We start from the raw sequence: 24,279 nt of genomic DNA on the forward strand, positions 1-24,279 counted from the left end.
CCTTCGGGCGGCACTGACCCCGGGAGGGGGATCGGATGGCCTTCGCCTTGGGCGCGGTGGCGTTCGTCATCGCGCTGCTGGTCTCGGTGATGCTGCACGAGGGCGGGCACCTGCTCACCGCCAAGCGGTTCGGGATGAAGGCCACCCAGTACTTCGTCGGGTTCGGCCCGACGCTGTGGTCGCGCACCCGCGGCGAGACCGAGTACGGCGTCAAGGCGATCCCGCTCGGCGGCTTCGTCAAGATCGTCGGCTACACGCCGCTGGAGGAGGTCGACGAGGCCGACCGGCCGCGCGCGTTCTACCGGCAGCCCGCCGGGCGGCGCGCGATCGTCATCGCGGCGGGCGTCGTGGTGAACTTCGTGTTCGCGTTCGTGCTGCTGATGGCGATGGCGATGACCGTCGGCGTCCGACAGTCCGGCTCGGTGACCACGACCGTCGACCAGGTCAGCTCCTGCGTCCCGGCGCGGCTGCAGGACGACTGCGGCGCCGGCCGTCCGGCGTCCCCGGCGAAGGCCGCCGGGCTGCGCGCGGGCGACCGGGTCCTCTCGTTCAACGGCACTCCGGTGTCGGACTGGGAACAACTGCGCGACGCGATCGACAAGGCCAAACCGGGGGAGACCGTTCCGCTGGTCGTCCAGCGGGCGGGCGCCGCGGGCCCGGTGACGCTGCGGATCCGGCTGGCGGACGTCGGCGGGGACCCGTTCGTCGGCATGTCCGCGCGGGTCGTCGGGGCCGGCTACGAGCGGACGGGCCCGCTCAACGCCGCCGTGTTCGCCGGGCGCGGCATCGGCAGGACCGTGCAGAGCATGGGGCGGATCGTGGTGGACCTGCCGTCGGCCGTCCCGAAGCTGTTCACCCCCGAACGGCAGAGCTCGCCCGGCGGCCAGGTCGGCAGCGTCGTCGGCGCGACGGAGGTGTCGGGGCAGATCTTCTCCTCGCACAGCTCCGTCCGCGACAAGGTCGCCCTGTATCTGTCGCTTGTCATCTCGGTGAACATCTTCTTAGGCGCGCTCAACGTCGTGCCGCTGCTGCCGCTGGACGGCGGGCACCTCGCGGTGGTCGCCTACGAGCGGCTGCGGGTGCGCTTCAACGGGATCAGGGGGCGCCCCGATCCCGGCACCGTCGACATGACCAAGCTCATGCCCTTGACGTATCTGGCGGTGCTGGTGCTCGTGGGGCTCGGCGTCCTGCTGATCCTCGCCGATCTGGTCAACCCCCTGCGGATGCCGCAATGAGCGGCAGGTTTACCGAACGTGGCCGAGCGGTCACACTATTGCATGCCGGTCGCTGTCACGCCGGCCTTGCGGGGCGCCTAGGCTGGGGAAAGCGAGTCAGAGGAGAGGGATGAGCGTTTCACTGGGAATTCCGACGGTCCGCGGCGAGGGCGACGGACAGGGGGCGCAGGGACCGGTCGCGGCGCGCCGCAAGTCGCGCCAGATCATGGTCGGCGACGTGCCGGTCGGCGGCGACGCCCCCGTGTCGGTGCAGTCCATGACCACGACCCTCACCGCCGACGTCAACGCCACGCTGCAGCAGATCGCGGAGCTGACCGCGTCCGGGTGCCAGATCGTCCGGGTGGCGGTGCCGTCGCAGGACGACGCCGAGGCGCTGCCCGCGATCGCCAAGAAGTCCCCGATCCCGGTCATCGCCGACATCCACTTCCAGCCCAAGTACGTGTTCGCGGCGATCGACGCGGGCTGCGCGGCGGTCCGGGTCAACCCCGGCAACATCAAGAAGTTCGACGACAAGGTCGGCGAGATCGCGCGCGCCGCGCAGGACGCGGGCGTCCCGATCCGGATCGGCGTCAACGCCGGCTCGCTGGACAAGCGGCTGCTGGAGAAGTACGGCAAGGCCACCCCGGACGCGCTGGTGGAGTCGGCGCTGTGGGAGTGCTCGCTGTTCGAGGAGCACGGCTTCCGCGACATCAAGATCTCGGTCAAGCACAACGACCCGGTCGTGATGATCCAGGCGTACCGCAAGCTCGCCGCCGCCTGCGAGTACCCGCTGCACCTCGGCGTCACCGAGGCCGGGCCCGCCTTCCAGGGCACGGTGAAGTCCGCGGTGGCGTTCGGCGCGCTGCTCGCCGAGGGGATCGGCGACACGATCCGGGTATCGCTGTCGGCGCCTCCGGTCGAGGAGGTCAAGGTCGGCACGGCGATCCTGGAGTCGCTCGGGCTGCGGCAGCGCGGCCTGGAGATCGTGTCGTGCCCGTCGTGCGGCCGCGCCCAGGTGGACGTGTACACGCTGGCCGAGCAGGTCACCGCGGGCTTGAAGGACTTCCCGGTGCCGCTGCGCGTCGCGGTGATGGGCTGCGTCGTGAACGGCCCCGGCGAGGCGCGGGAGGCCGACCTCGGCGTCGCGTCCGGCAACGGCAAGGGCCAGATCTTCGTCAAGGGCGAGGTCGTCAAGACCGTGCCGGAGGCGCAGATCGTGGAGACGCTGATCGAGGAGGCCATGCGCATCGCCGACGACATGGGCATCGAGATCGGCGAGGACGGGTCGGTGTCCGGCCCCGGCGCGCAGGTCGTGGTGAGCTGACGGCCCCGGCCGGCGCCGCGCGCGCCGGCGGCGCCGCGCGACCGATGATCGTGCGGGGCGACCGTGTGAGATGACGACGTGACGTGACCGCCGCAGCCCGTAGGGGCGTGCGGGCGGAACGGGTCTGACGAGGGCCCTCGGGTGATGCACCCGAGGGCCCTTTTTCGCGTTCGGGCAGGTGCCCGCCGGTGCGGCGGCCGCCCGCGGCGCGGGGACGGGCGGGCGCCCCCACCGAAGGCCCGGAACCCGAACGTCCGGCCATATCACAAAGTTCCGTGGATCTTGTCACGATTCTGCATCTGCTCACGACAAGCTCTGTTGTCGGACTTGTCCGCAGGACAACAATCTTCACTTGTTTACCCAAATGTCTGACTCATCCGGGTCGGCAGGTTAGGGGGATATGTGAAGAGGACTGTCGTCGTGGCCGCGGTGGCCGGGCTCGGGCTCTCCGGGCTCGGCGCCGCGAGCGCACAGGCCGCGGGCCCCTCCGCGGCCAGGGGGTTCGACCCCGCCGCGGTGAAGTGGCACGCCTGCCCCGCGGACTTCGTCCAGCAGGTGCACGACCTGTACGACGGGCTGTACCCGGTCTCCAAGATCGTGCAGTGCGGCGAGCTGCAGGTGCCGCTGGACTACGCCAAGCCGAGCGGCAAGAAGATCACGCTGCAGCTGACCCGCACCCCGCACACCGGCACGGGCGCCGCCAAGGGCGACATGGTGGTGAACCCGGGCGGTCCGGGCGGCGGCGGCGCGCTGTTCGGCCCGCGGGTGTTCGCGCAGAACTCCGCGGCGCTGAAGGACGCCTACAACGTCATCGGCTTCGACCCGCGCGGCGTCGGGATGAGCGTCCCCGCGCTGAGCTGCGACCCGAACTACACCAACGCCCCCCGTCCCGACTACGGCACCGGCGACCGCGCCTCGGTCTCGGTGTGGCTGAAGAAGTCCAAGTCGTACACCGACGGGTGCCGGAAGTCCGACAAGATCGGCCTGCTGAACCACATCAAGACGACCGACTCCGTGCGCGACATGGAGTCGATCCGCAAGGCGCTGCGCGACAAGAAGCTCGACTTCTACGGCGCCTCGTACGGCACCTACCTCGGCTCGGTCTACGCGACGATGTTCCCGAAGACCGTGGGCCGGATGGTGCTGGACGGCAACGTCGGCCCGTCGGACGTGTGGTACGTGGCCAACCTGAACCAGGACGTCCAGTTCGACAAGAACATGGACTACTACTTCGGGTGGATCGCCAGGTACGACTCCGTCTACCACCTGGGCACCACGCAGAAGGCCGTGCGCTCGTTCTTCTACAAGCTGCGCGCCACGCTCAAGACCAAGCCGGTGTACTACACCGACCCGAGCAGCGGCCAGAAGTTCGCCGTCGGCCCGGACGAGCTGACCGACGCGATCCAGAACGCCGCGTACCGGCGCAGCCAGGCGGTGTGGAACAGCTACGCGGTGGGCCTGCGCGCCTACACGACCGGTGACGCCGCGACGTTCGTCGGTACCTTCGGCGCGCAGACGACCGGCGGCGCGGACGACAACGGCTTCGCCGTCTACAACGCCGTGCAGTGCACCGACGTCCAGTGGCCGACGAGCTGGGCGAAGTGGGAGCGCGACAACGTCCGGATCAACAAGAAGCACCCGTTCCTCACCTGGGGCAACGCCTGGTACAACGCGCCGTGCCTGACCTGGCCCGCCAAGGCCGGCAAGCCGGTGAACGTCGGGCACAACCGCGACCTGCCGCGCAACATCCTGCAGTTCGAGGGCAGCGAGGACGCGGCGACGCCGCTCGCCGGCGCGCTCGACATGCACCGCCGGCTGAAGGGCTCGCAGCTGGTCATCCAGGACGGCGACCGCACGCACTGCATCGTGCACCGCGGCTCGGCGGCCGTGGACGCCATCTTCGACCAGTACTTCCTCACCGGGAAGCGGCCGGGCCGGTCCATCACGCACGTCCCGCAGCTCGGCGACCCGGTGCCGCCGGCGCAGGCCTCCGCCAAGTCGCTGTCCACGACGGCGGCGAAGACGGCGCGCCTGGACGCCGACGTCATCCGCTGAACCCCGTGACCGGCTGATCCATCCGGCCGGGCCGCGGAACGGCCGAGGAGGGCCCTGGGGAGCGATCCCCGGGGCCCTCTTCGCATGCCGGCCGGGTCCGGCGGTCCGGAACGGTCGACATCACGAACATTCGCTGATCTTGTCACGATTTCATATCTGGTCACGACGGGCTCTCCCGCCATATCGCCCAGAAACGCCACAATCTCCACGCAATCCGCGCATCCGCTATGCATCGGCGCTGCTCCCCCCTCCGAGCCCGACCGGGGCTCCGGAGCCGCCGATCTGAGGGGGTCAAGTGAAGAGGATCGTCATCGCCACGGCCGCCGCGGCCGTGGCGGCGGGCGGCGGCACCGTGGCCGCCGTCTCCGCGAACGCCGCCGCCGGCCCGTCGGCCGCGGCGCCGGTCGCGGCGAGCGGGATCAACTGGGGCAAGTGCGAGGTCAGCGGCCCCGATGACCCGATGAACAAGGCCCAGTGCGCCCAGGTTCAGGTGCCGCTCGACTACACCAAGCCGAACGGCCGCAAGATCTCCATCGCGGTGTCGCGCTACAAGCACACCGACGACAAGAACTACCAGGGCGTGCTGTTCGTCAACCCGGGCGGACCCGGCGGCACCGGCATCGAGTACGCGCCCGCGCTGGCCCGCTGGATGGGCGGCGTCGGCCACGCCGCCACCGCCGCCAAGTACGACATCATCGGCTTCGACCCCCGCGGCGTCGGATCCAGCCAGCCGGCGCTGACCTGCGACAAGACGTGGTACAACCCGGTCCGGCCGGACTACGTCCCGCACTCGGCCAAGGACGAGGCCGTCTGGAAGGCCAAGGCGAGGAAGTACGCGCAGGACTGCCAGCGCAAGTTCGGCTGGATGCTGCCGCACATGCGCACCACCGACGCCGCGCGGGACGTCGACACCATCCGCGCCGCGCTCGGCCAGCAGAAGCTCAGCTGGTACGGCTTCTCCTACGGCACCTACTTCGGCGCCACCTACGCCACGCTGTTCCCGAACCGCGTGAAGCACATGGTGCTGGACGGCAACGTCAACCCGAAGACGGTCTGGTACGACGCCCAGCTCGAGCAGGACAAGGCGTTCGAGCGCAACATGAAGTCCTGGTGGGCGTGGACCGCCAAGTGGGACTCGATCTACCACCTCGGCAAGACCGAGAAGGCGGTCGAGGCCAAGTACTACGCCATCCGCGCCGCGGCCAAGAAGTCCCCGATCGCCGGCAAGATCGGCCCGGACGAGCTGGACGACATCGTCCTGACCGCCGGCTACAACACCGGCTACTACATCCCGTTCGCGCAGGCGCTGTCGTCCTGGGCCAACGACAAGGACGCCTCCGGCCTGCTCGACTGGCTGAACACCGGCGGCGAGGACAACGACTTCGCCGTCTACAACGCCGTCCAGGCGGCCGACGCCCCGTGGCCGCGCAACTGGAACAAGTGGCACAACGACGCGGCCAAGCTCTACAAGGAGGGCTACCGCTTCAACACCTGGAGCAACGTCTGGTTCAACGCGCCGATCGCGTACTGGCCGTTCCAGGGCGGCCCGCGGCTCAAGCTGAAGGCGAGCAAGGGCCTGCCGGGCATGCTGCTCGTGCAGTCGTCGCAGGACGCCGCGACCCCGGTCGCCGGCGGCTACAACATGCACAAGGTGTTCCCGTCCTCGCGGCTCGTCCTGGAGGTCGGCGGCAAGACCCACGCCAACACGCTGAACGGCAACGCGTGCCTGGACGACAAGGTCGCCGCCTACCTCGACAGCGGCGCGCTGCCGGGGAGCCGGCACGGCGCGGACGCCTACTGCAAGGCCGTCCCTGCGCTGAACGACCCGGACCCGACGGCGATGACGGCCAAGGCCGCCGGCGCCGTCGCGGGCAAGGACCTGCCGGTCGGCCGTCCGTAGCCCTCCGGCTCACCGCGTGACGCTCGCGGCGTGCCCGTCCTTCGGGGGACGGGCACGCCGCGAGATCCGTTTTCGGCGGGAATCGCGCGAACCCGGCGGTTCCCGCGGCGCGCGGGTGCGCGCCGGTAGAAAGCGGGAGTGCTGAACCACGCTGGAAGAAGGGCCGCCGCCGCGACGGCCCTCGCCGCGGCCGCGCTCGCCGGCACCGCCGCGCCCGGTGCGCCCGCGACCGCCGCCCCCGCACGGCCCGGTCCCGACCCCGCGCCGAGGCCCGCCGGGCTCGCCTGGCACGCCTGCCCCGCCAAGGACGCGGTCGAGGGCGGCCGCCTCAAGGGCCTGCAGTGCGCGACGCTGCGGGTGCCGCTGGACTACGCGCGCCCGCACGGCGAGCAGATCACCCTCGCGCTGTCGCGGGCGCGGCACACCGCGAAGAAGAGCCAGGGCGCCGTCCTGCTCAACCGCGGCGGCCCCGGCGCGCACGGCCGCGACCTCGCGGGCGTCTTCCACGCGGCGATGCCGAAGAGCGTCGCCGCGTCCTACGACTGGATCGGCTACGACCCGCGCGGCGTCGGCGCCAGCAGGCCCGCCCTCGTCTGCGACAGGAGCTACCAGGACCCCGGACGCGCGCGGCCCGACACCGTCCCGGAGAACGCCGCCGCGGAGCGCGCCTGGAAGCAGCGGGCCCGCGCCTACGCCCGGGACTGCGCGAAGAGGTACGGCAAGGTCCTGCCGCACATGGGTACGGCCGACTGGGTGCGCGACCTGGAGGCGATCCGGCGGGCGCTGCACCAGAAGAAGATCAACTACTTCGGCTACTCGTACGGCACCTACCTCGGCGCCGCGTACGCCTCGGCCCACCCGGGGCGCGTCCGCCGCATGGTCCTCGACAGCGTCGTCAAGCCCAGCGGGGTCTGGTACGGCGACAACCTCGACCAGAACGTGGCCTTCGAGAAGCGGATCAAGGCGTACTTCGGCTGGGTGGCCCGGCATCACGCCCTCTACCGGCTCGGGAAGACCGGAGGCGAGGTGGCCGCCGCCTACGCCCGCACCCGTGCCGCGCTAAAGGCCAAGCCGATCGACGGCAAGATCGGCCCGGACGAGCTGGACGACCTGTTCCTCGCCGACGGCTACGGCAACTACAGCTGGCCCTCGCACGCCGCCGCGCTGTCGGCCTACGCCGTCCGGCACGACGCCCGCCCGCTGCGCAGGATCTGGCAGCCGCCGACCTGGCTGGACCAGAACAACTACGCCGTCTACAACGCCGTCCAGTGCCGCGACGCCGCCTGGCCCCGCGACTGGAACCGCTGGGACGCCGACAGCCGGCGGCTCTACCGCGAGGGCTACAAGTTCGAGACCTGGAGCAACACCTGGTACAACGCGCCCTGCGCGTTCTGGGGCGCCCCGGGCGGGCCCCCGCCCCGGGTGGGGGCCGGCAGGTCGCTCGCCCCGATGCTGCTGGTGCAGGGCACCGAGGACGCCGCCACCCCCTACCCCGGGGCGCTGGAGACCCACCGGCTGTTCCCGACGTCCCGGCTGCTCGCGCAGGTCGGCGGCGGCAACCACGGGGTGTCGCTGTCGGGCGACCGGTGCGTCGACCACGCCGTCGCCGCCTACCTGGGCAAGGGCACGCTGCCGGCCGGCCGACCCGGCCCGGACGCCACCTGCAGGGCCCCGGCGCCTCCGGGGGCCGGCCCCGCCAAGAAGCCCGGACGGTCGCACCACGCCGCACACCGCTGAATCCGCCCGCGAACCCGCCGGTAGGGAGCCGGTGGAGGTGGGAGGGCCGGGAACGGCATAGGCTTGTCAGCGTGGTGCTGACAGTGCTGTACGCCGCGCCGGCCGCCGCCGCGCCCCGGGAGGCCGGCCGGGGAGCCGCGCCCCGGGAGACCGCGCCTCGGGAGACCGCGCCCGGCGCGGTCCGGGCCGGGAGCCGGTAGCCGTGCGCATGCTGGGGTCGCTGCCGGTACGGGTCCTCGACGACCGGTACCGCGCGGAGGCGCTCGCGATCCTCGACGCCGACCCGGTGGCCAACGTGTTCGTCGGGTCCCGCGTGCACGCGGCGGGGCTCGATCCGCGCCGCCTCGGCGCCCAGATGTGGGGCTACCTGCGCGACGGCCGGCTGTCCGCGCTGTGCTACTCCGGCGCCAACCTGATCCCGGTCGCCGCCGGTCCGCAGGCCGTCCGGGCGTTCGCCGAGCGGGCGCAGGCGCAGGGCCGCCGCTGCTCGTCGATCGTCGGCCCGGTCGACGCGGTCGGCGACATGTGGGAGATACTCGCGCCGTACTGGGGGCCGCCCCGCGCCGTCCGCGCGGCGCAGCCGGTGATGGCGACCTCCACCGTCCCGGGCGTGCCCGCCGACCCGGGCGTCCGGCGGGTGCGGATGGAGGAGTTCGACGTCGTCTACCCCGCTTGCGTCGCGATGTTCACCGAGGAGGTCGGGATCTCCCCGAACAGCGGCGACGGGGGAGTGCTGTACCGCGCGCGGGTCGCCGAACTGATCCGCGAGGGCCGCGCGTTCGCCCGCATCGAGGACGGCCGGGTCATGTTCAAGGCCGAGGTCGGCGCCGTCACGCCGCGCGCCTGCCAGGTGCAGGGCGTGTGGGTGCCGCCGGACCTGCGCGGGCAGGGCCTGTCGGTGGCGGGCATGTCGGCGGTCGTGCGGGAGGCGCTGCACAGCATCGCCCCGACGGTGTCGCTGTACGTCAACGACTACAACACGCGAGCGCGGGCCGCGTACCGCCGCGTCGGCTTCGCCGAGTACGGCTCGTTCATGTCGATCCTGTTCTGACCGCCGCATCCGCCCGCGCGGCGCCGGACTTGTCGTTGCGTGCCGGATCTGCGATGGATGCCTGACTCGATGCCCACCGGCCGATACCATCCGGCCGTGGAGTTCGCCGTGGCGTTGCGGCAGGCCGTCCGGGCCAGCGGGCTGACCCTGGAGCGGATCCGCCACCGGCTCGGCCGGCGCGGCGTGACCGTCAGCGTGGCCACGCTGAGCTACTGGCAGCGCGGCCGCAGCCGCCCCCGTTCCCGCGCCACCGTCGCGGCCCTGGAGGAGATCCTCGGGGTGCCGCCGGGCACGCTGACCGGCCTGCTGGACGGCGCCGGGCCCGCCCCCGCCCAGGCGCGCGGCGGCGCGCCGTCCACCGTGCCGCCCGCCGCGCCTGCCGGCACGGCGAGCGAGCTGTGGCCCGATCCGGTGCGGTACGCGGCGCTCGTCGGGCAGCTCGACCGGTCCGGGGACCACCGGCTCGAACGGCTCAGCGTCCATGACGTCTACCGGCTCGGCGCGGACGGCCGGTGCTGGACGCTGTCGGTCCGCGCGGTGCTGCGGGCGGCGGGCGACGATATCGACCGCGTCGTCTGCGTCCACCGCACCGGCCCCGCCGACCCGGCGGGCGAACCGCCCGCCGAACCGCCCGGGGACGCGGAGGCGCCCGGGGACGCGGAGGCGCCCGGGGACGCGGAGGCGGCGGAGCTGGCGGGCGTCCGGTACTGCCGGCCCGGACGGGTCCGCGCGGGCGGCGGGATGGTGGCGTTCGAGCTGGTCTTCGACCGCGTGCTCGCGGCCGGCGACACGGCGGTGGTCGAGTACGACCTGCGGCCGTCCGGCCCCCGCCCGCCCGGGCCGCCAGACGGCTACGACCGGCGCTTCTCCCGTCCCGTGCACGACTACGTCGCGGTCGTCGAGTTCGGCGCCGGCCGGTTGCCCGCCCGCTGCTACGGCTTCACCGCCGACGGGCCGCGAGCGCCGCGGCGGCGGCTCGGCGAGCTGTGGATCGGCACGTCGGGGAGCGCGAACATCGCGGTCGGGGCCGTCCGGCACGGGATCGTCGGGATCGAATGGGAGTGGCAGTGACCGAACCGGCTGTCGACTTGCCGTCGCCCGCGCCTTACAGTGAGGCTGAAAGTTGCAAGCACGTCAGTCAAGGCCGTTGGGCGGGGGCCGGCCGGAGCGGATCCGGAGGCCGAGCAGTGCAGAGCGTCGCCGAGGACGATCTCCTCCAGGTCCTGCGGTACGGGCCTTTCAACGTGGCGTTGCAGGCCGCCATCCAGGCCCGCGGCCTCAGCCTCGAATCGCTGCGCCGCCGGCTGGAGGCGCAGGGCGTCGCCGTCAGCCTGTCCACCCTCAGCTACTGGCAGCGCGGCCGCACCCGGCCCGAACGCGCCGGCTCGCTGCGCGCGGTCCGCGGCCTGGAGGTCATCCTCGAACTGCCCCGGCACTCCCTGCTCACCCTGCTCAAGCCGACCGCCGAGCGCCCGCCGGGCCCGTTTCCGCCCATCGAGGAGCTGTGCCCCGAACCCGGCGTCCGCGACCTGCTGGCCGAGATCGGCGACGGCGGCGAACGCCGGCTCACCGGCCTCAGCCTGCACGACCAGCACGTCATCGGCCGCCGCCGGGAGCTGCGCGAGGTGCGCACCCGCGCGGTGTTCCAGGCGCAGCAGCGCGGCGTCGACCGGTGGATCGCCGTCTACCACCACCCGCACGGGCTGCTGCCGTCGACGCGGACCGCGCGCGGCTGCCGGTTCGGCCGCGTCCGGATGGACGCCTCCAGCGGCCTCATCGCCGCCGAGCTGCTGTTCGACCGGGCCCTCGGGCGCGGCGAGACGTACCTGCTCGAGTACGGGTTCGGGTTCGACGAGAGCGGCCCGCCCGTCACCGAGGAGGGCCGCGGGTTCCGCACGCCGCAGCACGAGTACCTCATCGAGGTGAGCTTCCACCCGGCCGCGCTGCCCGCCCGCTGCTACCGGACCTGGCGCCCCGACGGCCACACCGCCCTGGAGGACGCCGCCGACCTGCGGCTGTCCAGCTACCACAACGTCCACTTCATCGAGTTCGGCATGCCGGCCGGCTACCACGGCATCCGCTGGGAGTGGTCCTAGCCGGTCACTTCACGAGCAGGACGAGCAGGCGGTCGAGCTCGGCGGCGGGGTTCTCGGTGAGGCCGGCGTGCACCGGACCCGGCTGGACGATCGTGCTGCGCGGCGCCGTCAGCCACCGGAACCGCGCGCCCGGGGCCTCCCGCGCGGCCTGCCCCGCGCCCTCGCCGCCGCAGCAGATCGCGTCCACGCCCTTCAGCGCGGACCGCACGCCCTCCAGGTCCAGCGACGGGTCGAGCGCGAGCAGCCGCCGCTCGTCCAGGTGGGTGCGGCAGCCGAGGTAGTCCAGCGCGCGGCAGTACACCACGACGCCCACGTTCATGCTCTCGCCCCGCTCGACCCGCGGCACCACGCGCAGCGCCGCGTACTCGAACACCGTCGGCTCGCCCGCGGTCCGGATGTTGCTCATGAAGGACCGCCCAGCCAGCTCGGGCGGTTCTCGCCGCGCCGCGTCCCGGTGTCCGGCCGGTGCGCGCTGACGTCCAGGCCGGGCAGCCAGTCGCGCGGCTTGCCGGCGCGCGGCAGCAGGACGTCCACGTAGGCGTCCCGCAGCTCCTGCGGGCCCGCGAACCCGGGCTCGTTCTCCAGCCACAGGTCGGGCACCAGCGCGGTCACCTCGCGCAGCAGCCCCTCGGTGATCCGCGGGGCGAGGTCGGCCTCCGCCTCCTCCAGCCGGGTGGCGAACGGGGTCAGCACGTGGTCGTCGACGTCGTACGGGCCGGAGAACAGCCGGGCGGCGTTCGCCCACGCGTGGTGGAAGATCAGGCTCGCGCCGTGGTCGATCAGCCACACGTCCCCGTGCCAGACCAGCATGTTCGGGTTGCGCCAGCTCCGGTCGACGTTGCCGATGAACGCGTCCAGCCACAGCACCCGGGAGGCGAACAGCCGGTCCGGCTTCCAGCCGAGCGGGTCGAAGCCGAGCGAGCCGGGCAGGAAGTCGACGCCGAGGTTGCGGCCGGGGCTGGCCTTCAGCAGGTCCTGCACGTCCGGGTCGGGCTCGTGCCGGCCGATCGCCGGGTCGAGGTCGATGAGCACCTGGTCGGGCACCCGGAACCCGAGCCGCCTGGCCAGCTCGCCCGCGATCACCTCGGCGATCAGCGCCTTGCGGCCCTGCCCCGCGCCGTGGAACTTCATGACATAGGTGCCGAGGTCGTCGGCCTCGACGACGCCCGGCAGCGACCCGCCCTCGCGCAGCGGCGTCACGTACCGGATGGCGGTCACATGTGGCAACACGTCGCAACGCTACCGGGTGCGCGCGCGGCCGGGATAATCGGCGGCATGGCCGTTGAGCTGCTCGACCTGTCGGTCCCGATCTCCACCGGCATGCCGGTGTATCCCGGCGACCCCGAGGTGGAGGCCGTCCCCGCCCTGACGGTCGCGGACTCGGGCGTGAACGTTCTGCGCCTGCACCTGGGGTCGCAGACCGGCACGCACGTGGACGCGCCGTTCCACATCGACGACGCCCTGCCCCGTCTCGACGAGCTGCCCCTGACTCGCTTCATCGGCCGGGCGGTCGTCATGGACGCTCGCGGTCTCCCGCCCCGCGCGCCCATTAGTCCGAACCTGCTCCCGGACGGCCTCGCTCCCGGGGTCGTCCTGCTCATCGCCACCGGCTGGTCGTCGCACTGGGGAACCGACGACTATCTCGCCCACCCCTACCCCTCGCCCGAGACCGCGGAGGCCATCGTCGCCGCCGGGGTCCGCACCGTCGGCATCGACGCCCTCAGCGTCGACCGCACCGCGCCGCCCGGGTCGGACGACTTCTCGCTCGCCGCCCACCGCGCCCTCTGCGGCGCCGGCGCCGTGATAGCCGAGAACCTCACCAAGCTGGCCCCGCTCCTGGAAGCCCAGGCGGCGCGCCGTCCGATCGAGGTCTCGCTGTTCCCGATCGCCCTCGCCGCCGCCGACGGCGCCCCGGTCCGCGCGGTCGCCCGCCTCGGCTAGGCGGCGTAGCGGCGCGCTAGCGTGCGGAACGCGAGCTTCGGTTCCCAGTGGCCGGTCTTCTCGTAACCGAGCCGCGAGCCCGGCGGAAGCACCTTGACCAGCGAGAACCCCGCCATGTCGAGGTCGTGGCGCGGGTCGGGCGAGTAGGGCGAGCCCGGGTCGATGAAGTTGTAGACGAACGCGCCGTGCACGCCCTCGGCCTCGTAGACGTCGAGCAGCTCGGAGATGTAGCGGGCCTGCGTCCTCTCGTCGCGGACGTAACCCGGCGGGACGACGGGCGGGTCCTGCGTCCAGTCGACGATGTCGAAGCCGTCGCCGCCGCGCTGGTCCGCGCCCCGGTACGTGCAGCATCCGAACTCGGTGATGACGACGGGCTTGCCGAAGCGGTGCAGCGCCCGGACGTCGTGGACGTAGGTCGCCTTGTTCGAGGCGTCCCGGTACAGGTCGACGCCCACCACGTCGAAGCCGCGCCAGGCGACGTCCTCCCAGACGCCCGAGGTGTAGGTGAGGCGCCCGCCGAACACCGGCCGGACGGCCTTCAGCGCCCGCCGGAGGAACGCGTTCAGCCGCTCGTCGTACCCCTCGCCCGCCGGCGTGCCGAGGTTGCCGGCGCGCTCCTGCCAGTCCTTGCCGGGCACGAGACCGGCCATGAAGATCGTCAGCTCGCAGCCGAGCGAGATGCCGACGCCCGGATGCGCGCGGCGGAGCCGCTCGGCCTCCCGGGCGACCGCCGTCACGAACCGCAGCGTCGTGCGGGCGTCCTTGTCGAACTGGCGCGGCTCGAACCAGACGAACATGCCCTCGTCCGCCGCGCAGCGCGCCGCGAGCACGAGGCGCCGCAGGTCGGAGCCGAGGATGATGAGCGCGTTGCAGTGCAGGTCGCGGCGGATCGCCCGGATCTCGCGCCGCACGTACGCGGGGTTCCACACCTCGCGCTCGGTGTCGTAGTTGACGCCGTGCTGCGGCAGCCGCCGTCCCGGCGACGCGGCGAGCGCCGGCCGGGCCGCGGCTCCGCACGCGATGACCGCCGCCGTCCCGGCGAGCGCTGTTCTGCGGCTGATCGGTGCCTGTGCCATGGGGTGCTCCTCGCTGGTCGGACGGCCTGCGACGAGTCTTTCCAGGACGGCGCGTCCGGACAGCGACCACCGGGCCACACCCGCGCCGACCAAAGTCGCCCGGCGCGGCGGCCGAAGGTCGACCGGGCGCCGCCGTTCGCGCGTTTCCGAGCGCCCGACGCGGGCGTCAGCGCCCGGTCGCGCCGTCGGCGAGTTCCCGCAGGATGTCCGCGTGTCCCGCGTGCCGGGCGGTCTCCTCGATCATGTGGGTCAGCGTCCAGCGCCGGGACGGCGCCCCACGGCCGTGCTTCACCGGGCGGGGACCCGCTTCGGTGAGGTCGTCCCAGGCGGCGGTCCGCTCGTTCGCCTCGGCGTTGGTCGCCCGGTAGTCGGCGAGGACGCTCTCGGCCGTGTCGCCTTCGGTGAGGTGGAACGTGGACTTCCAGTCGGAGACGTCGTGCCCCAGCAGCCAGCACCGTTCCACGTAGGTGAGGTGCCTGACGAGCCCGAGCAGATTCGTCCCCGACGGCACGCCGGGGGCGCGGGCCTGGCTTTCGGGCAGGCCCTCGGCCTTGGCGGCGATCGCGTCGCGCAGGTAGTCGAGGAAGCCGACGAGCACGTCCTTCTCGCCGGGGCCGGTCGACGGCGGGCCGGTGTCGCGCTTCCGCTTGGCGCTCATCGCCGTCCCTCCGGGGCCGTCCGGTGCCGGTGTCCGCCGCTGGAACGGGCGGCTCGATATCGGGTGCTCATGCTCTCCTCGCAAGATCGGTCGGGCAACCACCCTTGCCGGGCCCGTCCGCGAACCGCACGGAAATTTGCCGCCCCGGCAAAGCGGGTCCGCTGAGCAATTGCTTGATCAGCGGAACGTAGGGTGGCGCCGACCGAGGGAGAGGGAGGCCGACGTGCGGCTGGGCATCACCATGTTCGCGACCGATCTGACCATGCTGCCGCATGAGCTGGCCAAGGAGGCCGAGGAGCGCGGGTTCGCCTCGCTGTACATCCCCGAGCACACCCACATCCCGGTGGCGCGGACGACGGCGCCGCCGACCGGCGACGCGACGCTGGCGGCCGAGTACGCGCGCACGCTCGACCCGTTCGTGGCGCTCGCCGCCGCCGCGGTCGTGACCGAGCGGATCACCCTGGGCACCGGCATCCTGCTGCCCGCGCAGCGCGATCCGATCGTCACCGCGAAGGCCGTCGCGACGCTCGACCGGCTCGCGGGCGGACGGATCGCGCTCGGCGTCGGCTACGGCTGGAACGCCGAGGAGGGCGCCGACCACGGCGTCCCGTGGAAGCGGCGGCGCGCCGTGGTGCGCGAGCACGTGCTGGCGATGCGGGAGCTGTGGACGCGGGACGAGGCGTCCTTCGCGGGCGAGTTCGTGAGCTTCGAGGCGAGCTGGTCGTGGCCGAAGCCCGCCGGGCGCGTCCCGGTGCTGCTCGGCGGCGCCCCCGGGCCGACGCTGTTCGCGCACATCGCCGAGTACGGGGACGGGTGGCTGCCGATCGGCGGCGCCGGCATCCGCGAGGCGCTCCCGGACCTGCGCCGGGCCTGCGCGGACGCGGGACGCGGCATGGTCCGGGTCGTCCCGTTCGGCACGGTCCCGACCCCGGAGAAGCTCGATTACTACGCCTCGATCGACGTCGAGGAGGTCGTGCTGCGCGTCCCGGCGGGCGGGCGCGACGCCGTCCTGCCCGTGCTCGACGAGTACGCCCGCGCCCACCTGTGACGCGGCGCTAGCGGATCATGCGGAAGCAGAAGAACGTCGGGAACCGGTAGTACTCGCCCTTGCCGGCCTTCACCGCGCCGAGGATGAGGAACACCCACTGCCCGATGAGCAGCTCCAGGTAGGGGAAGACGAGCGGGACCACGAACGCGGGCTGCTTGGTGATGATCGCCGGCGGGACGCAGACCGCCGCCACCGCGAGCAGGTGGACCAGCATCGTGATCTGGAAGTTCAGCGCCTGCGCCGCGTGGAAGCGGGCGAACGGCGACTCGCGCATCTTCACCAGGTAGATGACGAGCGGCGCGATGAACGAGACGACGAGCGTGCCGACGTAGGCGAAGATCGCCCACGTGTTGTCGTCGTTGCGCGGCGGGCCGTACTGCGGCCCGTGGGGGACGCCCGGCGGCCCGTACCCCCACTGCGAGTCGTACGGCCCTCCGGGCGGCGGGCCCGGGGGCTGCCCCGGAGGCTGTCCGTACGGTTGCCCGTAAGGCGGCGGCTGGTCGGTCACGGGGGTTCCTTCGTGCCTTCGGGGGATGCGTCGCATGAATCATAAAGTGCGCCGCGGTCGCCCCCTCCCGGAAAGCGGCGAGCGGCGCCGCCGGGTCCGGCGCGCGGGCGCCCGGCGGGGCCGGTCCGCCCGCTGGGCGGGACCCGCCGCACCGAGCACCCGCCCGCGCATTTTAGAATCTCGTTCGGCTCAGAAGGAGGCTGCATGGGCGGGGCGATCACCGAACGGGACATGCTCGGCGAGGACGAGGCGGCGCCGCTGGCCGGGCTCGCCGCCCGGGTCCGCGAGCTGGCCGAGGCCGCCGTCCTGACCGGCGTCGACGCGGACGAGGCGCGCGCCGTCGCCGGCGAGGTCGCCGCGCTCACCGCCCGGCTCGGGGCCGCGCGGCGCGACGCACCGCCGTTCCTGGTCACCGGCGCCCACCGCATGGACCGGCAGGGCGGCAACCCGGTCACCGGCGTCCTCAACCCGATCGCGCCGCCGGTCGACCTCGACGTCACGGCGGACGGCATCGTCCGCGCCGAGTTCATGCTCAGCGACGTCTACGAGGGCCCGCCGTCGTACGTGCACGGCGGGGTGTCGGCGATGGTGCTCGACCAGGCGCTCGGCATGGCCGCCGCGCACACCGGCACCGGCGGGATGACCGCGACCCTGGAACTGCGCTACCGGCGGCCGACCCCGCTCGGCGTGCCGCTGACCGTCGAGGCCAAGGCCAGCCGGGTCGAGGGCCGCAAGATCTACGCGTCCGGGACGATCGCGGGCCCCGACGGCCGCGTCACCGTCGAGGCCACCGCGATGTTCGTCACCCCGCAGGGGTTCACGCTCCACGAGCGCTGACCGCCGCGCGGCCGGGTCAGGCGGGCGCGCCCGCCTCCCGGACGGCCGCGGCCCGGCGCGGGTCCGGCAGCAGCGCGAGCGCGCCCAGCGTCAGCACCGACGACACGATCATCGCGACCGCGATCGCCCACCAGCCGTAGTCGTGCAGCAGCCACGTCGCCAGCAGCGGCGCCGGACCGCCCGCGATCACCGACGCGAGCTGGTAGCCGATCCCGGCGCCGCCGTAGCGCAGCCGCGTCGGGAAGCTCTCGGCGATCAGCGACGCCTGCGGGCCGTACTGCACCGCGTGCGGGATCTGCGCCACCACCACGGCGACGACGACCAGCGCCGCCGACTCGGTGTTGATCAGCCCGAAGTACGGGAACGCCCACACCGCGATGAGCAGCGACCCCACCGCGTACACGCGCCGCCCGCCGAGCCGGTCGCCGAGATGCCCGGCCGCCGGGATGGTGAACAGCTCCAGCACGGCCGCCGCCGTCACCGCGCTGAGCGCCAGCCCCTGCCGCATCCCGAGGTCCTTGTGGATGTAGGTCAGCGCGAACGAGGTGAAGATGTAGAACGGCATCTGCTCCGAGCACCGCAGCAGCGCGCTCAGCACGATCTCCTTCGGGTGCCGCCGGACGACCTCGGCGACCGGCACCCGGGAGACCTCCCGCTTCTCCACGACCTCCGCGAACAGCGGCGTCTCCATCACCCGGACCCGCACGAACAGCCCGAGCGCGACGAGCACCAGGCTGAACAGGAACGGCACCCGCCACGCCCAGTCGGTGAACGCCTTGTCGGCCGACAGCGCGATGGCCGTCATCATCCCGGTGCCGAGGATCAGCCCGATCGGCACCCCGATCTGCGGCAGGCTCGCCATCAGCCCGCGCCGCCTCTGGTCGCCCCACTCCATCGACAGCAGCACCGAGCCGCTCCATTCGCCGCCGACCGCGATGCCCTGCAGGATCCGCAGCGCCACCAGCAGCACCGGCGCCGCGGCGCCGATGGAGTCCGTCCCCGGCAGCACCCCGATCAGCGCGCTGGACACGCCCATCAGCACCAGGGTGACGATCAGCATCGCCTTGCGGCCGAGCCGGTCGCCCCAGTGCCCGAAGATCGCCGCGCCGACCGGCCGCGCCGCGAACCCGACCGCGTACGTCGCGAACGCCGACAGCGTCCCGGCGTAGTCGCTCGACTCGGGGAAGAACACGTCCTTGAACACGATCGCCGCGGCCGTGTTGTAGAGGAAGAAGTCGTACCACTCGATCGAGGTGCCGATCACGCTCGACACCGCGGCCAGCCGCACCTGCCGGCGCCGGTCGCCGCCCGCCGCGCGGGCCGTGCCCGCGCCCCCGGGATCTGACGCCATGGGAGCCATCCCTTCCGACCGCCCCCGCCGGTCCCAGCCGTTGTGATCACGTGGATTCCCAGCCCGCCGCGACCGGAAACCGCTTTCCTCCGCGGGCCCGGCCGGTGGCGCGGCGCCCCGTTCCGCCCCGGAGCAGGGACGCGGCGGCGCGCGGGCCGGTGCGGCGCGGTACCGCATCCGGCATTCGGAGCAAACGGGACGGTGATTCGGGACGCGAACAACGTTCACCGGCGAACGGAATTCGAAATCTTCGAGCAGATCGACTTCGCCGCCGGACCCGACCCCGGGAAAATACGGGTTTCGCTCCCGGCGCATTCCGCGGTGAACCGCGGCGGGCCGACCGGCGTCACATATGGTGGTCCACCCTCATGCGAGATGCGAGGTCGGGAGTTGATCGAAGCCTTTGTGCTCGGGGTGATCGGAAATGTCCTGAGCAATTACATCAGCGGCCTGCTGACCAACCGGCAGACCGAGCGCAACCGCGGCGAGCTGGTGGCGCTCATCGAGAGCAAGGTCAAGGAGAACCGGGCGCTGGAGAGCCGGCAGGCCATGGGCGTCGCGGTCCGCGAGCTCGACGCGGTCGTGGGCAAGGACCGGGACCTGACCTGGCGGGACGACCGCCTGGTCATCCGGCCGTCCGGGCGGATCCGCAAGACGCTGCCCGACCCGCAGGCGGCGCTCGAGGAACTCGTCAACAGCGTGGCCGCCCGGCGGCGCGAGCTGGGCCTTCCGCTCACCGCCGAGGTGCCCGTGCCCGGTCCGACCGCCGCGCCGGCGGCCGGTTCCGGCGCCGCGGTGGCCGGTTCCGGCAATGCGCCCGCCGAGGGAGATCTGCTGCCGCCGGACGAGTCCGCCCCGGCCCATTCCGCACCGGATCTGCGCGCCGAGATTCTCGGCCTTCCGGCCGAGGTGCTGCGGGAGAAGGAACGGCGCAGGAGGGAATCCGGACGTGACTGAAGTGATAGCGCAGCGTTTCCGTGACGCCGTCGGCCTGCATCTGATCGCCAATTTCCGGCCCGACGTCCAGCCGGGCACTCCGCTGCTGCTGGGCATCCAGGGGCCGCCGGGCGAGGGCAAGACCTACCAGGTCGAAAGGATCCTGGCGGACGCCGGAATCCATGCCGTCCTGCTGTCCGGCGGCGAGCTGGAGAGCCCGAACGCGGGCGCGCCCGCGGCCCGGATGCGGGCCGCCTACCTGGAGGCCGGCGGCTACGCCGACACCGGCACCCCGGCGGTGGTGCTGCTCAACGACGCCGACGCGGCCATCGGCAGCTGGGGCGAGTTGACGCAGTACACCGTGAACACCCAGAACCTGATCACCGAGCTGATGCACCTGGCCGACTACCCGACGCAGGTGGAGGGCAAGCGGACCCGGCGCGTCCCCGTCATCCTCACGGGCAACGACTTCACCCGCCTGTACGCGCCGCTGCGGCGCAGCGGCCGCATGCGGATCTTCAGCTGGCGGATGCAGCCGGCCGAGCGGACGTCGGCGGTGAACTCGCTCTTTCCCTGGCTGAGCGAGGCGCAGGCCGCCGACCTCGTGCGCAGCCTCCCCGACGAGCCGATCTCCTTCTGGGCGGCGGTGCGGCGGCGGATGGACGACGCCGCCCTCACCACCGCCCTCTACCGGCACGGCCTCGGCGACCTCGCCCGGAGCCTGCTCTCGCGCAGCCGGGTGCGGATCGACGACCGCCCGCACCCCGTCGAGGACATCCTCGTGGCGGCCAAGAGCATGGCCGCCGACACGGCCCACGACTACCTCTCCTCCTAACCCCCAAGGAACAGGCATGGTCATCGCCAGGACCGCCACCTACACGGCGGCCTACGCCCGCGCCGAGCTCGTCAAGATGCAGGTCCAACGCGTCCTGGCGCGCAGCTCCCAGGACCGGGACTTCGTCCGGCGCCTCCTCATCGGCGTCGACAGGCGCTGGATCAGCGAGATCTCCGTCTACGGGCTCGACGGCGCCGGCGCCTGCCACGTCGAGCTGTTCATCAGGATCGACTGGGACCGCAACGCGCTGCACATCGCGGCCGGCCGCGACACGGTGCAGGTCGACGCCGGCTGGCAGGACGGCGTCTCCACCGAGATCGACCTCGCGCTGCAGAAGTTCGAACTGGTCACCCGCGAGCTCGGGCTCCGCAGGGTCGTCCATTCCCGCTACGCCCCCGGCGTCGACCGGGCGAGGGCCAACCGGGAGCTCGGCTTCCGCACCGCGAACCCCGTGCAGTGGCGCAGCGGCTTCTACGGCACCACGATGAGCATCCCCGAACTGGACGAGGTCACAGTCGGCGTCAACCTGGCGGGCCAGGGCTGAGCGCGCGCGGCTCTTCCGCCGCGCACCCGGCGGAGACCAAGGGCGGGCGGTCCTGCACACGGACCGCCCGCCTTTAATGCGGCGAGGTCAGTACTCGTACACCTTTACCGTGGGCGGGCGCCGGTCCCAGGTCGCCACGACGGACGAGGTGTGCTTGTCGGAGAGGAAGTCGACGCGCAGCCAGCGCGCCGCCTCCGTCACTCGCGTCTCGTAACCGGGGTTGGGCGTCGCCGACACCAGCTTGACCCGGCCGTCGGTGAACGCCAGCGCCGCTTGCCCGCCGCGGGTCGCGAAGCTCCGCACATTGCCGGACGGCTTCGGCTTGGTCGGTTTGTCGGAAGGTGTCGGGGATTTGCTGGGCTTCGGCCCTTGGTCCTCACCGGTCGCCGGCTTCGGCGCCGACGTCGGCGACCCGACGCTCGTCGGCGGCCCCGGCAGCGTGGACGGGCTGCCGTGGATGACCGGCCCCGCGATCGGCGGCGGCGCCGAGCGCTCCGACACCGCGCCGCGCACGACCCCGCGCACCCCGAGCCAGGACAGCGCGACCGCCAGCGCGGTCGCGACCGCCCACGGGGCAACATACGACATCGCCCGACGCATCGACACATGGTGGCATACGGTTCCGCCATGGCGAGTGTTCTGGTTGTCGAGGACGACGCGAACGTCCGTACCGCCTTGATCCGCGAGCTGAGCGCCCGTTCGCACGTCGTGCGCAGCGTCGGCACCGCGATGGACGCGCTCCGCGAGGTCACCCAGTCGCCGCCGGACGTGGTCATCCTGGACCTCGGGCTGCCCGACCTGGACGGCGCCGAGGTGCTGAAGATGCTGCGCGGGGTGTCCGACGTCCCGGTCATCATCGCCACCGCCCGCGACGACGAGCCCGAGATCGTCCGGCTGCTGAACGCCGGCGCCGACGACTACCTCATCAAGCCGTTCTCCGCCGAGCACCTCAGCGCCCGGCTCGCCGCGGTGCTGCGCCGCTCCGCGCGCTCCGGGCCGGCCGCCGAGCTCAGCGTCGGCGGCCTGCACATCGACCTGGACCGCCGCGAGGCCCGGCTCGACGGCGCGCCCCTCGAACTCACCCGCCGCGAGTTCGACCTGCTCGCCTACCTCGCCGCCCGGCCCGGCCGGGTCGTCGCCCGCCGCGAGCTGCTCGCCGAGGTGTGGCGGCAGGCCTACGGCGACGACCAGACCATCGACGTGCACCTGTCCTGGCTGCGCCGCAAGCTGGGCGAGACCGCCGCGAAACCCCGGTACCTGCACACCGTCCGGGGCGTCGGGGTCCGGCTGGCCGAGCCGGGTCCGCGCGCATGAGACGCACGCTCGTCCTGGTGTCCCTCGCGGTCACCTCGATGGTCGCGCTGGCCTTCCTCATCCCGCTCGCGCTGACCGTCCGGGAGATCGCCCGGGACCGCGCGCTGACGACCGCCGAACGGCAGGCCAGCGCGCTCGGCCCCGTGCTCGTCGTCACCGAGGACCCGGCCGCGCTCGAACGCGCCGTCGCCAGCACCCAGGCCGGCGCCGCCGGACGCATGACCGTGCACATGCCGGACGGCACGCTCGTCCCGAAGCGCGGGCCCGGCGAGCCGTCGGCGCGTCCCGAGCAGCTCATGGAGGCCGGGCGCCGCGGCCGCTCCTACACCGCGCGCGTCTCCGGCGGGTACGCGCTGCTCCAGCCCGTGTCGCTGGACGCCGGCCGCACCGCCGTCGTCGAGGTGTTCCTTCCCGACGGCGACCTCACGCGCGGGGTGTGGAAGGCGTGGCTGGTGATGACGGCCGTCGCCGCCGCGCTCGTCGCCGGGTCCGTCGTGGTCGCCGACCGGCTCGGCAACCGGATGATCCGCTCGACCCGCCGGCTCGCCGAGGCCGCCGCCGCGTTCGGCGACGGCGAGATGTCGGTGCGGATCGAGCCGGACGGGCCGCCCGAACTGGTCGAGGCGGGGCTGGCGTTCAACGCGATGGCCGACCACGTCGTCCAGCTGCTGTCGGCGGAACGGGAGATGGCCGCCGACCTGTCGCACCGGCTGCGCACGCCCCTCGCCGCCCTGCGGCTCAACGCCGAGGCGCTCGGCGACGGACCGGTCCCCGACCAGACCCGCGAGGCCGTCGACCGCCTCGAACACGAGGTCGACCAGATCATCCGGACCGTCCGCCGCCCCACCGGCCGCGGCAGCTGCGACGCGTCCAAGGTGCTGCGCGACCGCGTCGCGTTCTGGTCGGTGCTCGCCGAGGACGAGGGCCGCTCCTGCGAACTGATCGGCGCCGAGGGGCCCGCGCCGCTGCCGCTGCCCGGCACCGAACTCGCCGCCGCCGTCGACGCGCTGCTCGGCAACGTCTTCCGGCACACCGCCGAGGGCACCGGCTTCGTCGTCACCCTCCACCAGGGGCAGGGCGTCACCGGCATCCTCGTCGCCGACGGCGGCCCCGGCATCGCCGACCCGGACGCGGCCCTCAAGCGCGGCAGCAGCGGCGGCGGATCCACCGGCCTCGGCCTCGACATCGCGCGCCGCGCCGCCGAGTCCACCGGCGGCTACCTGCGCATCCACCGCAGCGTCCTCGGCGGCGCCCAGGTGCAGATGTGGTTCCGCACCAAGTGGCTGCCCCCGGTCCGCCGCTCCCGCCGCCTGGTCCGCCGCCGGCACTCCCGCACCTGATCAGCCGCGGACGTGGTCGCCCGTCCCGCCGTCGATCAGCTCCCGGACGACGTCCAGGTGCCCGGCGTGCCGCGCGGTCTCCTCGATCATGTGGATCAGCACCCAGCGCAGCGACACCGTCCGGCCGGACCACGACGTGCCGGTCGCGTCGAGGTCCAGCTCACCGATCACCCGGTCCGCCGCCGCCCGCGCCCGCTCGTAGAACGCGAGGATCCCTTCCGTCGTCTCGCCGGCCTCGATCCGCAGGTCCTTCTCCGGATCGTCGTCGTCCAGCGGAAGCGGCTCGGTCTCGTAGCCGAACGTCTCGCAGAACCACGAGTACTCCATGGCCGCCAGGTGCTTGGTCAGCCCCAGCAGCGTCGTCCCCGACGGCGTCATCGCCCGCCGCACCTGCTCGTCGTCGAGCCCGTCCAGCTTCCACGGCACCACGTCCCGATGCCGGTCGAGGCTCGCCTTCAGGCTTTCCTTCTCTTCGCCGAGAAACGGCACATCCCTCATCCGACGACCGTAGCGG

Annotated in this window: 25 protein-coding genes; 17 read left to right on the forward strand and 8 right to left on the reverse strand. The window is 73.0% G+C overall.

The annotated features are described in order from the left end of the window. Window positions 1–35: 35 nt before the first annotated feature. From QP089_RS32020 to QP089_RS32060, 9 genes are all read left to right on the forward strand, one after another. The gene (locus QP089_RS32020; RefSeq protein ID WP_285916618.1) at window positions 36–1,235 is read left to right on the forward strand and encodes a M50 family metallopeptidase; all 1,200 of its coding nucleotides are present in this window, start codon (window positions 36–38) and stop codon (window positions 1,233–1,235) included. 109 nt (window positions 1,236–1,344) lie between these two features. Continuing rightward, complete coding sequence (gene ispG, locus QP089_RS32025; protein ID WP_285916620.1) at window positions 1,345–2,538, forward strand: flavodoxin-dependent (E)-4-hydroxy-3-methylbut-2-enyl-diphosphate synthase; 1,194 nt, start codon at window positions 1,345–1,347, stop codon at window positions 2,536–2,538. Between the two features lie 402 nt (window positions 2,539–2,940). After that, window positions 2,941–4,593 (forward strand): alpha/beta hydrolase, encoded by a 1,653-nt coding sequence (locus QP089_RS32030; RefSeq protein WP_285916622.1) that lies wholly within the window; start codon window positions 2,941–2,943, stop codon window positions 4,591–4,593. A 295-nt stretch (window positions 4,594–4,888) separates the two neighbouring features. After that, complete coding sequence (locus QP089_RS32035; protein WP_285916623.1) at window positions 4,889–6,493, forward strand: alpha/beta fold hydrolase; 1,605 nt, start codon at window positions 4,889–4,891, stop codon at window positions 6,491–6,493. A gap of 138 nt (window positions 6,494–6,631) precedes the next feature. Next, window positions 6,632–8,230 (forward strand): alpha/beta hydrolase, encoded by a 1,599-nt coding sequence (locus tag QP089_RS32040; RefSeq protein WP_285916624.1) that lies wholly within the window; start codon window positions 6,632–6,634, stop codon window positions 8,228–8,230. A 71-nt stretch (window positions 8,231–8,301) separates the two neighbouring features. Continuing rightward, window positions 8,302–8,430, forward strand: coding sequence for a hypothetical protein (locus QP089_RS32045; protein WP_285916625.1), 129 nt, complete (start codon window positions 8,302–8,304; stop codon window positions 8,428–8,430). An 8-nt stretch (window positions 8,431–8,438) separates the two neighbouring features. Beyond that, window positions 8,439–9,281, forward strand: coding sequence for a GNAT family N-acetyltransferase (locus tag QP089_RS32050; protein WP_285916762.1), 843 nt, complete (start codon window positions 8,439–8,441; stop codon window positions 9,279–9,281). A 96-nt stretch (window positions 9,282–9,377) separates the two neighbouring features. Next, on the forward strand, window positions 9,378–10,352 hold the full coding sequence (locus QP089_RS32055) for a hypothetical protein (RefSeq protein ID WP_285916626.1): 975 nt from the start codon (window positions 9,378–9,380) through the stop codon (window positions 10,350–10,352). 116 nt (window positions 10,353–10,468) lie between these two features. Next, window positions 10,469–11,377: a hypothetical protein gene (locus QP089_RS32060; protein ID WP_285916628.1), complete on the forward strand. Its 909-nt coding sequence runs from the start codon at window positions 10,469–10,471 to the stop codon at window positions 11,375–11,377. A 4-nt stretch (window positions 11,378–11,381) separates the two neighbouring features. On the opposite strand, the gene QP089_RS32065 is transcribed toward QP089_RS32060, so the two are convergent. Beyond that, window positions 11,382–11,783, reverse strand: coding sequence for a DUF3037 domain-containing protein (locus QP089_RS32065; protein ID WP_285916630.1), 402 nt, complete (start codon window positions 11,781–11,783; stop codon window positions 11,382–11,384). Beyond that, window positions 11,780–12,607: a HipA family kinase gene (locus QP089_RS32070; RefSeq protein WP_285916632.1), complete on the reverse strand. Its 828-nt coding sequence runs from the start codon at window positions 12,605–12,607 to the stop codon at window positions 11,780–11,782. The genes QP089_RS32065 and QP089_RS32070 overlap by 4 nt, the downstream gene beginning before the upstream one ends. A 45-nt stretch (window positions 12,608–12,652) precedes the next feature. On the opposite strand from QP089_RS32070, the gene QP089_RS32075 reads away from it, so the two are divergent. Then, window positions 12,653–13,318: a cyclase family protein gene (locus QP089_RS32075; RefSeq protein WP_285916634.1), complete on the forward strand. Its 666-nt coding sequence runs from the start codon at window positions 12,653–12,655 to the stop codon at window positions 13,316–13,318. Here the strand turns inward: QP089_RS32075 and QP089_RS32080 are convergent. Further along, entirely contained in the window at window positions 13,315–14,394 is a 1,080-nt protein-coding gene (locus QP089_RS32080; protein ID WP_285916635.1) for a glycoside hydrolase family 113 protein, read from the reverse strand. The two genes, QP089_RS32075 and QP089_RS32080, sit on opposite strands and share 4 nt — an antisense overlap. Window positions 14,395–14,560: 166 nt before the next feature. Further along, complete coding sequence (locus QP089_RS32085) at window positions 14,561–15,052, reverse strand: DinB family protein (RefSeq protein WP_285916637.1); 492 nt, start codon at window positions 15,050–15,052, stop codon at window positions 14,561–14,563. A gap of 223 nt (window positions 15,053–15,275) precedes the next feature. On the opposite strand from QP089_RS32085, the gene QP089_RS32090 reads away from it, so the two are divergent. After that, window positions 15,276–16,100, forward strand: a complete 825-nt coding sequence (locus QP089_RS32090; RefSeq protein WP_285916638.1) for a TIGR03619 family F420-dependent LLM class oxidoreductase — start codon at window positions 15,276–15,278, stop codon at window positions 16,098–16,100. A gap of 7 nt (window positions 16,101–16,107) precedes the next feature. On the opposite strand, the gene QP089_RS32095 is transcribed toward QP089_RS32090, so the two are convergent. Continuing rightward, a complete protein-coding gene (locus QP089_RS32095; protein WP_285916640.1) occupies window positions 16,108–16,608 on the reverse strand; it encodes a DUF4870 domain-containing protein in 501 nt (166 codons plus the stop codon). A 204-nt stretch (window positions 16,609–16,812) separates the two neighbouring features. Here QP089_RS32095 and QP089_RS32100 point away from each other — a divergent pair, with 204 nt between their 5' ends. Further along, window positions 16,813–17,445 (forward strand): PaaI family thioesterase, encoded by a 633-nt coding sequence (locus tag QP089_RS32100; protein ID WP_285916641.1) that lies wholly within the window; start codon window positions 16,813–16,815, stop codon window positions 17,443–17,445. A 16-nt stretch (window positions 17,446–17,461) separates the two neighbouring features. Here QP089_RS32100 and QP089_RS32105 read toward each other — a convergent pair whose 3' ends face one another. Then, window positions 17,462–18,796: an MFS transporter gene (locus QP089_RS32105; RefSeq protein WP_285916644.1), complete on the reverse strand. Its 1,335-nt coding sequence runs from the start codon at window positions 18,794–18,796 to the stop codon at window positions 17,462–17,464. 201 nt (window positions 18,797–18,997) lie between these two features. Between QP089_RS32105 and QP089_RS32110 the strand changes: the two genes are divergently transcribed. Genes QP089_RS32110 through QP089_RS32120 form a run of 3 tightly spaced genes read left to right on the forward strand, consistent with a single transcriptional unit; the run spans window position 18,998 to window position 21,111 of the window. Next, a complete protein-coding gene (locus QP089_RS32110) occupies window positions 18,998–19,753 on the forward strand; it encodes a hypothetical protein (protein ID WP_285916646.1) in 756 nt (251 codons plus the stop codon). Beyond that, complete coding sequence (locus QP089_RS32115; RefSeq protein WP_285916648.1) at window positions 19,746–20,567, forward strand: AAA family ATPase; 822 nt, start codon at window positions 19,746–19,748, stop codon at window positions 20,565–20,567. The genes QP089_RS32110 and QP089_RS32115 overlap by 8 nt, the downstream gene beginning before the upstream one ends. 16 nt (window positions 20,568–20,583) lie before the next feature. After that, window positions 20,584–21,111 (forward strand): hypothetical protein, encoded by a 528-nt coding sequence (locus tag QP089_RS32120; RefSeq protein WP_285916650.1) that lies wholly within the window; start codon window positions 20,584–20,586, stop codon window positions 21,109–21,111. An 87-nt stretch (window positions 21,112–21,198) separates the two neighbouring features. On the opposite strand, the gene QP089_RS32125 is transcribed toward QP089_RS32120, so the two are convergent. Then, a complete protein-coding gene (locus QP089_RS32125; RefSeq protein WP_285916652.1) occupies window positions 21,199–21,699 on the reverse strand; it encodes a hypothetical protein in 501 nt (166 codons plus the stop codon). Between the two features lie 39 nt (window positions 21,700–21,738). On the opposite strand from QP089_RS32125, the gene QP089_RS32130 reads away from it, so the two are divergent. Together QP089_RS32130 and QP089_RS32135 are read left to right on the forward strand one after the other, a co-directional pair. Further along, window positions 21,739–22,425, forward strand: coding sequence for a response regulator transcription factor (locus QP089_RS32130; RefSeq protein WP_285916654.1), 687 nt, complete (start codon window positions 21,739–21,741; stop codon window positions 22,423–22,425). Beyond that, the gene (locus tag QP089_RS32135) at window positions 22,422–23,765 is read left to right on the forward strand and encodes a sensor histidine kinase (protein WP_285916656.1); all 1,344 of its coding nucleotides are present in this window, start codon (window positions 22,422–22,424) and stop codon (window positions 23,763–23,765) included. The genes QP089_RS32130 and QP089_RS32135 overlap by 4 nt, the downstream gene beginning before the upstream one ends. Here QP089_RS32135 and QP089_RS32140 read toward each other — a convergent pair whose 3' ends face one another. Next, on the reverse strand, window positions 23,766–24,263 hold the full coding sequence (locus QP089_RS32140; protein WP_285916658.1) for a DinB family protein: 498 nt from the start codon (window positions 24,261–24,263) through the stop codon (window positions 23,766–23,768). Window positions 24,264–24,279 lie beyond the last annotated feature (16 nt).

This window comes from Actinomadura opuntiae (genome assembly GCF_030283205.1).
Lineage (GTDB): Bacteria > Actinomycetota > Actinomycetes > Streptosporangiales > Streptosporangiaceae > Spirillospora.

Coding starts and splice junctions, on each gene's coding strand:
- QP089_RS32020 (WP_285916618.1), top strand. CDS start 36: ATGGCCTTCGCCTTGGGCGCGGTGGCGTTCGTCATCGCGCTGCTGGTC.
- ispG (WP_285916620.1), top strand. CDS start 1,345: ATGAGCGTTTCACTGGGAATTCCGACGGTCCGCGGCGAGGGCGACGGA.
- QP089_RS32050 (WP_285916762.1), top strand. CDS start 8,439: ATGCTGGGGTCGCTGCCGGTACGGGTCCTCGACGACCGGTACCGCGCG.
- QP089_RS32065 (WP_285916630.1), bottom strand. CDS start 11,783: ATGAGCAACATCCGGACCGCGGGCGAGCCGACGGTGTTCGAGTACGCG.
- QP089_RS32075 (WP_285916634.1), top strand. CDS start 12,653: ATGGCCGTTGAGCTGCTCGACCTGTCGGTCCCGATCTCCACCGGCATG.
- QP089_RS32080 (WP_285916635.1), bottom strand. CDS start 14,394: ATGGCACAGGCACCGATCAGCCGCAGAACAGCGCTCGCCGGGACGGCG.
- QP089_RS32085 (WP_285916637.1), bottom strand. CDS start 15,052: ATGAGCGCCAAGCGGAAGCGCGACACCGGCCCGCCGTCGACCGGCCCC.
- QP089_RS32100 (WP_285916641.1), top strand. CDS start 16,813: ATGGGCGGGGCGATCACCGAACGGGACATGCTCGGCGAGGACGAGGCG.
- QP089_RS32105 (WP_285916644.1), bottom strand. CDS start 18,796: ATGGCGTCAGATCCCGGGGGCGCGGGCACGGCCCGCGCGGCGGGCGGC.
- QP089_RS32120 (WP_285916650.1), top strand. CDS start 20,584: ATGGTCATCGCCAGGACCGCCACCTACACGGCGGCCTACGCCCGCGCC.
- QP089_RS32125 (WP_285916652.1), bottom strand. CDS start 21,699: ATGTCGTATGTTGCCCCGTGGGCGGTCGCGACCGCGCTGGCGGTCGCG.
- QP089_RS32130 (WP_285916654.1), top strand. CDS start 21,739: ATGGCGAGTGTTCTGGTTGTCGAGGACGACGCGAACGTCCGTACCGCC.
- QP089_RS32135 (WP_285916656.1), top strand. CDS start 22,422: ATGAGACGCACGCTCGTCCTGGTGTCCCTCGCGGTCACCTCGATGGTC.
- QP089_RS32140 (WP_285916658.1), bottom strand. CDS start 24,263: ATGAGGGATGTGCCGTTTCTCGGCGAAGAGAAGGAAAGCCTGAAGGCG.